Annotated in this window: 11 protein-coding genes and 1 tRNA gene; 4 read left to right on the forward strand and 8 right to left on the reverse strand. The window is 50.2% G+C overall.

The features are described from left to right. The first annotated feature begins 76 nt into the window (after positions 1–76). Positions 77–2,323, forward strand: a complete 2,247-nt coding sequence (locus ACT53C_RS06100; RefSeq protein ID WP_476145278.1) for an EAL domain-containing protein — start codon at positions 77–79, stop codon at positions 2,321–2,323. Positions 2,324–2,348: 25 nt separating this feature from the next. Here the strand turns inward: ACT53C_RS06100 and ACT53C_RS06105 are convergent, their stop codons facing one another. The 3 genes from ACT53C_RS06105 to ACT53C_RS06115 all read right to left on the reverse strand — a co-directional run bounded on the left by ACT53C_RS06105 (position 2,349) and on the right by ACT53C_RS06115 (position 4,492). Next, complete coding sequence (locus ACT53C_RS06105) at positions 2,349–3,083, reverse strand: hypothetical protein (protein WP_476145279.1); 735 nt, start codon at positions 3,081–3,083, stop codon at positions 2,349–2,351. Between the two features lie 206 nt (positions 3,084–3,289). Continuing rightward, on the reverse strand, positions 3,290–3,724 hold the full coding sequence (locus ACT53C_RS06110; RefSeq protein WP_476145280.1) for a hypothetical protein: 435 nt from the start codon (positions 3,722–3,724) through the stop codon (positions 3,290–3,292). Between the two features lie 444 nt (positions 3,725–4,168). Further along, entirely contained in the window at positions 4,169–4,492 is a 324-nt protein-coding gene (locus tag ACT53C_RS06115; protein ID WP_476145281.1) for a hypothetical protein, read from the reverse strand. A 245-nt stretch (positions 4,493–4,737) separates the two neighbouring features. Between ACT53C_RS06115 and ACT53C_RS06120 the strand changes: the two genes are divergently transcribed. Both ACT53C_RS06120 and ACT53C_RS06125 read left to right on the forward strand, forming a co-directional pair. Beyond that, positions 4,738–5,151 carry a DUF4398 domain-containing protein gene (locus ACT53C_RS06120; protein ID WP_476145282.1) on the forward strand — a complete coding sequence of 138 codons (414 nt, stop codon included), beginning with the start codon at positions 4,738–4,740 and terminating at the stop codon, positions 5,149–5,151. Beyond that, positions 5,151–6,089, forward strand: a complete 939-nt coding sequence (locus ACT53C_RS06125) for an OmpA family protein (RefSeq protein WP_476145283.1) — start codon at positions 5,151–5,153, stop codon at positions 6,087–6,089. The genes ACT53C_RS06120 and ACT53C_RS06125 overlap by 1 nt, the downstream gene beginning before the upstream one ends. 87 nt (positions 6,090–6,176) lie before the next feature. Here the strand turns inward: ACT53C_RS06125 and ACT53C_RS06130 are convergent. From ACT53C_RS06130 to rpsU, 5 genes are all read right to left on the reverse strand, one after another. Then, a tRNA-Ile gene (locus tag ACT53C_RS06130) sits at positions 6,177–6,255 on the reverse strand. A 20-nt stretch (positions 6,256–6,275) separates the two neighbouring features. Next, complete coding sequence (gene rpoD, locus ACT53C_RS06135) at positions 6,276–8,225, reverse strand: RNA polymerase sigma factor RpoD (protein ID WP_194749144.1); 1,950 nt, start codon at positions 8,223–8,225, stop codon at positions 6,276–6,278. Between the two features lie 149 nt (positions 8,226–8,374). Further along, positions 8,375–10,114, reverse strand: coding sequence for a DNA primase (dnaG, locus tag ACT53C_RS06140; RefSeq protein ID WP_476145284.1), 1,740 nt, complete (start codon positions 10,112–10,114; stop codon positions 8,375–8,377). 78 nt (positions 10,115–10,192) lie between these two features. Further along, on the reverse strand, positions 10,193–10,636 hold the full coding sequence (locus tag ACT53C_RS06145) for a GatB/YqeY domain-containing protein (RefSeq protein ID WP_194749142.1): 444 nt from the start codon (positions 10,634–10,636) through the stop codon (positions 10,193–10,195). A gap of 151 nt (positions 10,637–10,787) precedes the next feature. Further along, positions 10,788–11,000 (reverse strand): 30S ribosomal protein S21, encoded by a 213-nt coding sequence (rpsU, locus tag ACT53C_RS06150; protein ID WP_018987466.1) that lies wholly within the window; start codon positions 10,998–11,000, stop codon positions 10,788–10,790. Between the two features lie 139 nt (positions 11,001–11,139). Here rpsU and tsaD point away from each other — a divergent pair, with 139 nt between their 5' ends. Next, positions 11,140–12,162: a tRNA (adenosine(37)-N6)-threonylcarbamoyltransferase complex transferase subunit TsaD gene (gene tsaD / locus ACT53C_RS06155; RefSeq protein WP_313986360.1), complete on the forward strand. Its 1,023-nt coding sequence runs from the start codon at positions 11,140–11,142 to the stop codon at positions 12,160–12,162. Positions 12,163–12,200: the final 38 nt, after the last annotated feature.

The following is a 12,200-nucleotide window of genomic DNA, read 5'->3' on the forward strand; positions in this document are numbered from 1 at the left end:
TATATTTTGCATTTCAGACCGTAATACTCACATACAATTTACAGATAATTATCCAAAAACCATTGGGGGTTGAATCATGGCTTGCCGCAGAGTGAAAGGGCTATGTTCGGTCGTCCATATTCTTGGTCGCCTGTGTCTGATGCTAGGCATAGGTTTTAGCGGAGCAATGCTACAGGCAGAAGAAATTTTGCCAGGCGAGTTCCCACCATCCAATGCATTGGCAATCACACCACAAGAGCGTGATTGGCTACAGCAGCACCCACGCCTCAAGGTCGCAGTGAAAAGTGGCTGGATGCCCGTAGAGTTTCAGCTGGAAAATCACAACCATGCCGGTGTCTCCATCCAGTATCTGGAGCAGATCAGCCAACTCACCGGTTTAACATTTGTTATTGTCAACGATCATGACAACCTCACCCCGGCTGACGCGCCGCTCATGACAGGGATACGTGGTCAAAATCCGCCAGCCGGCTTTCAATTGCTCAAACAACCCTATCTGGTCACAGCCAATGCCATTTACATGGCCGCTAATCACCCCCTGGCACATCATGAAATCAGCCTCAGTGATCTCACAGACAAAACGGTTGCCGTATTCAAGGGCGGCCCCGTCGCACAAAAACTTAAAAATGAAGTCCCCACGATCAAAATCAAACTGATTGATATCGCGGATGAGGCGTTTGATGATTTGGAGTATGGCTATGTCGATGCCTACGTTGGCAATGAGCTGGTTCTGGACTACCACATCGACTTGCATAAAATCCAGAACATCAAGAAAGTAGGCATCACCGCTATCACCAGTGACGTCTGGATGGGGGTAGACGCAAATCTGCCAACGTTGGTCAGCATACTCAATAAAGCCACACAACAGATTGGCACCAATCCGCCCGAGATTATGAATACCTGGAAAGCCTCGCCTGCGCCAGAGCGGACACAATACCTGATTGCGGTCCCGGGAGTGCTTGCCTTGCTTTTGTTTCTGCAGCTGCTAAAAGTCTACCGCAGCAGCAAAAAACAGGCGGTGGCCGCACAGCAGGAGATTTGGTTCCAGGCTAATCACGACTTTCTCACCAAGCTCCCTAACCGCTTTCAGTTAAAAAATGAAATTGAGCAGGCCATGCAACAGGCCCGCGAATCCAAGCAGTCCCTTGGGGTCATCATTATTGATCTCGATAACTTTAAGCAGATTAACGATACGGCTGGGCATGCTTTTGGCGACGAAGTGCTGATCCAAGTCGCCACACGCATACGATGCATGATTCAACCACCCAGTCTGACCGCCCGCTTTGGCGGGGATGAGTTCTTGATGATGATGCCAGGCATCGATCAAGCAGGCCTTCAGGCCCTGTGTGAAAAACTATTGCAGGCAATGTTGCCACTCTTCGAGGTGCAATCCAAAACAGTGAGCGTGTCTATGAGTATAGGGGCGGCGCTTTTTCCAGACCATGGTCAAGATGCCGACGAGCTGATTATGTTTGCCGACCAGGCGCTGTATCAGGCCAAAAAGTCCGGCAAGCATCAATGTGTGCTGTTCAATCAGGCCATTTACGAAGAGTTTGCCCGCAAAATGCAACTGATCGAGGCGCTTAAAGAGGCCATTCCCCAACAGCAACTGTCACTGCATTATCAGCCCATCTTTCGCTTGAGTAATCTGCAGTGTGAAAAACTGGAGGCCTTGTTACGCTGGCAACATCCGCAACTTGGCATGATCCCGCCAGACGTGTTTATCCCCATTGCAGAAGAACATAATTTTATTATTGCGCTTGGCGAATGGGTGTTTGCACAAATCATTCAAGACCTGCAAAAGATCCAGCAACAGTTTGGCAAGGTAGAAATCTGCATTAATATTTCGTCCCTGCAATTTGCACACCCTGCCAGCCTGGAGCAATTTCTCGTCACCCTCAACGCACAACATATTCCCGGAGAACAGTTCTGTTTTGAAATCACCGAACGGCTATTGCTGGACTCCTCAGTCAATACAATGGCGATGCTCAGCAATCTGCATCATGCAGGGATTAAACTGGCGATTGACGACTTTGGGACGGGCTATTCCTCGCTCGCCTATCTGCATAAATTCATGATTGATTATGTCAAAATCGACAAATCCTTCATCAGCAGCCTGACAGAAAATGAAAAAAATCAGGCCTTATGCAAAACGATGATTTATATGGGCAATCAGCTCAATATCAAACTGATTGCCGAGGGCGTAGAAACACAGGATCAAGAAACCCTGCTCAAGCAGATGGGCTGTCACTACTCACAAGGTTACTTAAGGGCAAAACCGCATCCACTGAGTGCTGTAAAAGAATCGCTCATTCAGCAGGATTGAATCGCATCAGATCGTTAGACCACCCTTACTGAATGGCACTGAGCCGATCAATCTCGAGGTTGTTTTCTATGGTATGACATTGCAACACTTCAGCATCACCCTTCACCAGCGTCAGCTTCTCTACCGTATTGATATTGCTGGCAAACTTGCCATCCAGTTCGCCACATTTTTTTGTACGGTGGCTGGCAAAACTCAAATACTCTTTTTTTCTGCCCTCAAGCTGAACGGCTGGCACCGCACTATCGTTCATATAGGCCGCATAGGCACTTCTGAGCCTGAGTTCGGATACACTCCAGATATTAAAAACAATCATTTTTTTGGAGCTGTCTTTTTGTAAATTCTCTTCACTTGTTGCTGCAGGCACCGGATTCGCTGCCACATGTGCATGGGGTGCTACAACTGTCGTTGAGGCTGGCTGCTCGGTGGCTGGCTCAGGCGATGCATTTTTTTTGTGAGCAATGGTATCCGTTTTTTTGCCCGATTTTTTCACCGGCATCTCCTCTGATTCAGGGGCTGGCGTCGTCTCAGACACAGCCTGTGCCAGCTCGCTGGTTACTTGTGCGCTTATCTCGGGGGCAGCCACGGCAGAGACCTGATTTTGAATACGCAGGGTTGCTGCGCTGCCCTCTTCGCGCTCCTCCCCCTTGATAATCAGGCCGAGCAAGATGACGATCAGCACACCTATCAATAGCACATTGATTTTACCAATCTGGATTTCGCCACGCTGAGTAGGCGCAAAATGATATGAGCAGTAGATCATGGTAGGCAAACCCTTATCCCCAAGGGTTGTGTTTGATGTTGAAGACAATGCATATTTCCACAAATTCGGTCAGGTATAGTTTTACGCCAATAGGATATGCAATCTCTAACAATGCCTTAAAAAGAAATAAATTTCAATCATTGCCATTATGTTTACACCCTTTTTCATACATTCTCACAAATGCGTAGCCAATCAAGGCAGCGCATTTAAGCCATCACACGTTTGACTGCACGAAAATGAACCGGCTGCACAGGCAAATGAGCCGTTGCAAGATAAGTGCGGGCAAGGGGTACCTCTTGCTGCAAGCGCGGCTCTGCAGACGACGCCATCTCTTCCTCGGCTTCCTCACGGAACAAGGCATCTCTCAAATGCGTATCCGCACCAGCCTCATTGATCATGGGCGCATTCGTGTAAGTCAACTTGCCATTGAATCCAAGGAGTACTTGAGTATCAGCAGGCACGATCGCTGTCGCTTCCACCGCCTTTGCATGCACTTTGACTGACGTTGAATCATCTACTGACAGAATCGTGAAGTACATTCCTATGCACATCACAATTAAGGCCGCAGAAACTGCGCCCATTGTAATGGCGAGTAGAGAGAGTGCACTTGTAAATGTACGCGGTGATGTTGTTTTTGGCATATTAACCTCCCCAATCACTGATGACTGTTTTCACACAGCCTCTATCATCCAATAATCAACCACCTGAACGAATACACATCAGGCTGAACCTCTTGTAGGAATTTTCGTACAAGACAGGACAAACCAGGATCATTGGTGCCCTTGAGTTAAAATGAGAAGATTTCAGCCATACAAAGTAAAAAAGCACCTCCGAAGAGATGCTTTTTTTGCATTGAGATCAATATGCGTTTAATCGAATGCAGGGTTTGGTTTACCCCGCTAAACATAACCTAGTTACGTTCAGTGGTCCTAGTGGTAAATCAAGCCCTCAGTTGCATCATGCCGGGATAGCACCCAGTTGCCTATAGGAGTTTTTCCCGAATCGATTCATCAACAACCAACCCTAATGATTTGGCGATGGCTCAAACCGTGCTCTCGCACGTATTCGTTGCCAGGCAGCGCCAGTTAGTGATGATGCTCATGCTTGTTTTCTTTGCTGCCATCTTCGTGATGATGCTCATGTTCATTTGCATGGCCGTCACTCCCATGATGGTGCTCATGCTCATCCGCATGACCATCTTTGCCGTGGTGGTGCTCGTGCTCATCCGCATGGCCGTCCTTACCATGGTGATGCTCATGCTCATCCGCGTGCCCGTCTTTACCATGATGATGCTCATGCTCATCCACGTGCCCATCGCTCCATTTATCCGCCGCAATCACATTCGTTGCAGCAGTCAAATAGAAAACACCCAGCACCAAAGCTGCAATCACTTGTTTAGTATTACCCATCGTTTACCTTTCCCAAAAATAGGACCTTCATTCTAGTGAGCGCTTGATTTTTAATCAAATACTTCATGGATTAATCCGTGTTTGCAGCGGTAATGACGACTCAATAAGAGGATTACCCGATGGATGCAAGTAAAGCAAACAAGCCAGATGGCTTATGTACGCCAGTGCACGGAGCATTCAACTGTCGTCTGGAATACTTGTATGCACTAGGTACTAAGTGCCTCGATTCATACAAGGAGAAACACATGGCACACACATTACATTTACCACAGGCAAAGAGTCATCGCCTGTTGTCCTGGGGCTTGGCCCCCGCATTCACTGCATTGTTACTGCTCAGTGGTTGCGCCTCAACCCCCAAACCGCCAACTTCTGCTTTGCAAGCCGCTGAGCAAGCCATCGCGAGTGCAGAAAGAGCAAGTGTCGCGGATTATGCTTCTGTCGAACTGAGCACCGCACGCGACAAACTCTCTGCAGCGCACAGCGCAGTTCAAGAACAAAAAATGATTCTGGCGCAACGCCTTGCCCAACAGGCGAGAGCTGACGCTGAGTTGGCCTCCGCCCTAGCCGAAGTGGCAAAAGCCCGTGTGGTTAACGAGCAGATGCAAAAAGGGACTGACACATTAAAAATGGAAATGAAGCGTAAGACAGGAGATCAATAATGAACACACAAATTTTTAACGCTAGAACACTCATATCTACCGCTGTGGCATCCGTCTTGTTGGTGGCATGTACAGCCAGACAAATACAACCAGAAGCAGTCAACAATGCCCGCAGTAAATTGACCATGTTGCAATCTAATCAGCCTCTGGCAAGCCAGGCCCCCGTCGCGATCAAGGAGGCCGAAGTGGCAGTCCGTGCTGCCGAGGTATCTCAAGGCGACAAAGAACAAGTTGCGCACCTGATGTACATCGCAGAACGCAAGGTCGATACCGCACAAGCACTGGCCGAAAGTCGCCTGCTCGTTGAGCAACGCACGGCCTTGAGCCAGCAACGGGAAACTGCACGCCTCGACTCCCGGACAAAAGAAGTTGATATTGCACGCAGCAACGCTGATTCCGCACGGATAGAAACATTAGCGGCGCAAAAGGAAGTTGAAAACGCGCGCAGCAATGCAGAATCCTCACGGCTAAAAACATTGGCTGCACAACAAGAGTCGGCGAATGCGCAACAGAAAGCCGCTGATTTGCAACGCCAGATTGCAGAACTGAACGCCAAGCCAACCGAACGTGGTCTTGTTGTAACGCTAGGCGACGTGTTGTTTGACACCGGCCAGGCTGAGCTAAAAAGTGGTGCGACGACAAATTTAGCCAAACTTGCGACCTTCCTCAATCAGCATCAAAATCGCTCTGTGATGATCGAAGGTCACACAGACACTGTTGGCAATGCGGACTACAATCAAGCGTTGTCACAGCGCCGCGCAGACTCGGTTAAGGACTGGCTAATGAAACAGGGCATCCATTCAGATCGCCTCGTGACTGCTGGCAAGGGTGAAACCTCACCTGTCTCGGGCAACGATAGCGCATCTGGGCGCCAGTTAAACCGTCGTGTTGAAGTCATCATTGAAAATACAGGCGCTAATGTAGATGAAAAAACATAATGACTCTCAGCTGTACCGAATGCGTATCTTCTACGCATAGTACAATAAGAAAAGGGCTTAGGATTTAACCTAAGCCCTTGATTCTATTGGTGGCCCCTCTGTGAGTCGAACACAGCACCAACGGATTATGAGTCCGCTGCTCTAACCAAGCATGAGCTAAGGGGCCGGAAAGCGTGGGATTATAAACTAATCCTGACCGTTTTCTAAGAAGCTGCGCAGACGTTCCGAGCGGGTCGGGTGACGCAGTTTACGCAGGGCCTTAGCTTCAATCTGGCGGATACGTTCGCGGGTGACATCAAACTGTTTGCCGACTTCTTCCAGGGTGTGGTCGGTGTTCATTTCAATACCAAAGCGCATACGCAATACTTTGGCTTCGCGTGGGGTGAGTGATTCCAGCACTTCACTGGTAGCGTCACGCAGGCTGGCGTAAACCGCTGCGTCCATTGGGGCCAGTGTGGTGTTGTCTTCAATAAAGTCGCCCAAGTGGCTGTCTTCGTCGTCACCAATCGGCGTTTCCATGGAGATCGGCTCTTTGCTGATTTTGAGGATTTTGCGGATTTTTTCTTCCGGCATATCCATTTTTTCAGCCAGAGTGGCCGGATCAGGCTCAAGACCAGTTTCTTGCAAGATCTGGCGGCTGATACGGTTCATCTTGTTGATGGTTTCGATCATGTGCACCGGGATACGGATGGTACGTGCCTGGTCAGCGATGGAACGTGTGATGGCCTGACGGATCCACCAAGTGGCATAGGTAGAGAATTTGTAACCACGGCGGTATTCAAACTTGTCCACGGCTTTCATCAGGCCGATGTTGCCTTCTTGAATCAAGTCGAGGAATTGCAAGCCACGGTTGGTGTATTTTTTAGCAATAGAGATCACCAGACGCAGGTTGGCCTCGATCATTTCGCGTTTGGCGCGACGGGCACGGGCTTCGCCGGTGGTCATTTGCTTGTTGATTTCACGCAACTCTTTAATTGGCAAGCCGACGCGGATTTGCAGGTTTTGCAACCGCTCTTGCTGGTCCAGAATAGAGTGTCTAAAACGCTCTAAACGCTCACCGTAGGCAGGTTTACCTGCCAGCTCATCATCCAGCCAGTTGAGGTTGATTTCGTTGCCAACAAAGCTTTTGATGAATTGCTGGCGTGGCATATTGGCTTTTTCTACGCAGAAATCCATGATTTTGCGTTCGTGCGTACGCACTTCTTCGACCATGTTACGCACTTGGTCGCACAAAGCTTCAACCTGTTTGGCAGAGAAGCGGAAAGCGGTCAGCTCGTCGAGCACTTGCTGATGCAAAGTCTTGTACTCGGCATCGTTGGTACCTTTAGCCTCGCGGATATTGTTCATTTTGGTATTGGCGGCACGAATCACGGCAAAGCGTGACAGGACCTCTTCTTTGAGTTTTGCCAAGGCCTCTGCCGAAAGCGCAGATGCTTTGGCATCGCTGTCTTCGTCCTCGTCTTCGTCTTCCTCGTCGGCGGCTTCCTCTTCTTCAGCATCCGCCACGGCCAAAGCGTCATCCAGACCGAGATCGCTGTCGATCAAACCATCGACCAGCTCATCCACGCTCATTTCGTCTTTTTCGACTTTGTCCACCATCTCCAGCAATTGGGCGATGGTGGTTGGACAGGCGGCAATCGCCTGCACCATATGCTTGAGGCCGTCCTCAATACGCTTGGCGATCTCAATCTCGCCTTCACGGGTCAACAGATCAACTGTGCCCATTTCGCGCATATACATACGCACCGGGTCAGTGGTACGACCAAACTCTGAATCAACCGTAGCCAAGGCTTGCTCAGCTTCTTCAGCAGCATCTTCATCTGTCACGGCAGGGGGTGCATCAGACATCAGCAACACTTCGGCGTCCGGGGCTTCTTCATACACCTGGATACCCATGTCGTTGATCATGCCGATAATGCTCTCGATCTGCTCGGAGTCTTGTACATCATCCGGCAGGTGGTCATTAATTTCGGCGTAGGTCAGGTAACCGCGCTCTTTACCTAATACAATCAGGGTTTTGAGGCGTGTACGACGTGCCTCGGCATCCATTGCCTGGGTGGCGGGGTCTTTGTGTGTTTCGACTTCGTTGATTCCGAGTTCTTTGTCTAAACTTTTATCTGCTTTGGGTCTGGCCATGGCCGATTCCACCTCTAAAATGATTGATGCCGAGTGCTGGCAAACGCTGCAGGCACATCACTCGATTTAACATTACGGGAAACCCTCTATTTTACCAGATTTCTGCACGTTTTTTAAGCATGCCCTCACGGTTTTTAGGGAATTACCGACTAGCGCTTGCTGGTTAATTGCCGCAAGGCTTCACGCTCTGCTTCAGACAACATTGAAAATGGCTTTTCAGTTAACTGCCCCAACAGGGAATTTTCACGTGCAGTGACCGCCATGTCTGATAATTGGGTACATGCCCCCTCAAATTCAAGCGTAAAGTCCAAGCTTTCATCCAACAAAGACAACTCGCGCTGCAATTGGTGTCGTAGTGACTCAGAAATATAGGGCGAAATCATCTGCAACAGCACCACAGGACGAGACTCCGGCTTGGCAATCGCCGCCTTCAACACCACGCGCAACATCTGCGCCTCATCGCTCTCACCCGCCACCTGCTCGAGTAGCGCGGCCTGCGCCCATTGTGGCCGCATAAGCAACATCAACGCCAAACGCAGATGCAAAGATAACGGCGTACGCGAGCGTTGACGCACGGTTTTTTCCTTGGCCTTGGCAGTATTTGGCAATTTCAGCATGCGTTGCATTTCGCCTTGCGCCAGGCCGGTCATCTCGGCGACCTTTTTACGCAACAGCATGGCATAACGCGGCGCCTGAATTTGTTTGAGGATGGGCTCGGCGTCATTCAAGAATTGCACTTTATCCTCTTGCGAGGCCAGCGGGTTATGCTCACTTAAGTGCTGAATGATATATTGCGACAAGGGCATGGCCTGATTCATCTCGGCCTCAAAGGCTTCTTTGCCAAACTCGCGCACAAAGCTATCGGGGTCATGCTCGGCAGGCAAGAATAAAAAGCGCAACTTGAGGCCATCTTTGATGGCAGGCAAGGCATTCATCACCGCGCGCCAGGCCGCAGTCCGCCCGGCTTTATCGCCATCAAAACTGAAAACGATTTCATCGGTTTGCCGCATCAGCTTGGCAATATGAAAAGGCGTAGTCGCCGTGCCCAACGCCGCGACGGCATATTCAATGCCATACTGCGCCAGCGCCACCACATCCATATATCCTTCCACCACCAACACCCGCCCAGCATCACGGATGGCACGACGCGCCATAAACAAGCCATACAATTCATGCCCTTTTTGAAACACGGGCGTTTCCGGCGAGTTGTAATATTTGGGACTGTCTTCAGGGTTAATTACACGCCCCCCAAAGCCGATAACTTCCCCTTTTTGGTTATGGATAGGGAACATGATGCGGTCGCGGAAACGATCGTAGCGACGCCCCTGCTCGTTTTGTACCACCAGCCCGGCAGTTTCCAGCGGCTCGGCATCATATTGCGGAAAAACGGTTTGCAAATTTTGCCACCCGGCTGGCGCATAGCCAATCTGGAATTTTGCCGCGACCTGCCCGCTTAAGCCGCGTGCTTTCAGATAATCAATCGCCCGCGGTGATTTTTTTAACTCAGCTTTGTAATAATTGGCGGCCTGCTGCAAAGTCTCTTGCAAACTGAGTAGCACGGCTTTAGATGTTGGTGCAGGTTGGTTGGGATCACGCTGCTCCTGCGGCACGATCATACCGACTTGCTTGGCGAGGTCATGTACGGCCTCGACAAAACTCAAGCCGTTATATTCCATTAAAAAACTCAAGGCCGAACCATGCGCGCCACAGCCAAAGCAATGGTAAAACTGCTTGGTCGGACTCACGGTAAAACTGGGGGATTTTTCGTTATGAAACGGACAACAGGCTGAATAATTGGCCCCGGCTTTTTTCAGCGGAACAGACTTGTCGATGACATCGACAATATCTACGCGATTAAGCAGTTCTTGAATAAAACTTTCCGGGATCATAAATGCAAGTATCGCTGATGCGGGTCAAAAAAACAAAGGGCGCAAATGCGCCCCTGACTCAATGCCTGCAAAAACACACTACCCCAAGGCAACCTTGATCAAGCCAGACACTTTCGCCATATCTGCCTTACCGGCGACCAATGGTTTCACTGCACCCACCACTTTACCCATATCCTTGGCACCCGCTGCACCCGTTTCAGCAATCACTTTGGCGATCACCGCATTGATTTCTTCTTCGCTCAACTGGGCAGGCAAATAAGCCTGCAACACGGTGACTTCAAATTTTTCCTGATCAGCCAAATCCATGCGGTTAGCGCCTTCAAATGCAGCAATCGAATCACGGCGCTGCTTGAGCATTTTCTCAATGGCGGCAATCACGGCATCGTCGTCCAACTCAATACGCTCATCCACCTCGCGTTGCTTGATGGCGGCTTGCAACAAACGAATCACGCCCAGCTTGGGCATGTCTTTCGCCCGCATCGCGGTTTTCATATCTTCAGAGATTTGTGCTTTCAGGCTCATAGCGGGGATTATTCTCAATTAAAGAAGGACGTTAAAGCGTATGCTTTAAAAACAGCTAAAGGTTGCGGAAATCCACAACCTTCGCATATTTGTTTTTTCAAACCGGGTAGCCAAGTGATAGCTTACCCGATCTGCACATCTACTTAAAAAATTAGTAGAGTTTGGTAGGCAACTGCTGGTTGCGCAGACGACGGTACTGACGCTTCACCGCGGCAGCTGCTTTACGCTTACGCTCCCAAGTTGGCTTCTCGTAGAACTCGCGAGCACGCAAGTCGTTCAACAAACCGGTTTTCTCAATCAAACGCTTGAAACGGCGCATTGCAACGTCAAACGGTTCGTTCTCTTTCACACGAATAGCGGTCATGTAATTCCCTATCCTTCAAATATTTGGTTAGACAATGGTGCTTGCGGATTGATGCAGCACTGAAAACCGCGTATTCTATCGCGCTTATTTGGATTTATCAATCCTTTCTGCAAAAAAACGTATGCGAGACTTATCTTAGATGTTGGTATTGGGTATCGAGTCTTCTTGTGACGAAACCGGAGTGGCATTATATGACACGCGCCGTGGGTTGCTGGCGCACGCCTTGCACTCGCAAATCGACATGCATGCAGCCTATGGCGGCGTCGTGCCGGAACTGGCCTCCCGTGACCATATCCGCCGTGCACTCCCACTCACGCAGCAAGTCCTGGCGCAAGCAGATAAAACCCTGCAAGACCTCGAAGGCATCGCTTACACGCAGGGTCCAGGCCTGGCGGGTGCCTTGCTGGTGGGCACCAGCATTGCACAATCGCTGGCCATGGCCCTGAATGTCCCGTCTGTGGGAGTGCATCACCTGGAAGGCCATTTACTGGCACCCATGCTCGAAGAAAACCCACCCGCCTTCCCGTTTGTTGCCTTGCTGGTCTCGGGCGGACATAGCCAACTCATGCGCGTGGATGGCATTGGCCAATATGAACTATTAGGTGACACACTGGACGATGCGGCTGGCGAAGCCTTTGATAAAACGGCGAAACTCTTGGGCCTGGGCTATCCTGGCGGCCCAGCGGTGTCTAAACTGGCCGATCAGGGCAAGCCACAGTTTCAACTGCCGCGCCCCATGCTCAACAGCCCGGATTTAAACTTCAGCTTTAGCGGCCTGAAAACGGCCGTGTTAACGCTGGTGAACAACCAGCCTGAATTGAATGAAGAAACAATTAAAGATATTGCCTGGGAATTTCAAGAATCCGTCACCGAGATTCTGGTGCACAAATGCCTGAAGGCACTCAAACAGACCAAACTCAAACGACTGGTAGTCTCTGGCGGCGTAGGCGCCAACAAACGCCTGCGTACCCGGCTCAATGAAGCCGCTGCCAAACGTGGTATCAGCGTCAATTATCCGCGCCTGGAGTTCTGCACCGATAACGGCGCCATGATTGCCTTTGCCGGTGCGATGCGCCTGCACGCCATGCAGCCAGGCAAGCAGGATTACAGCTTTAGCATCCGGCCGCGCTGGGATTTGGCTGAGCTCAAAGCCCCTCAGTGATTGCCTGCTAAAGGGCGTTGCTGGGCTGTATTTCTACC

It is taken from the genome of Methylophilus sp. DMC14 (genome assembly GCF_056314085.1).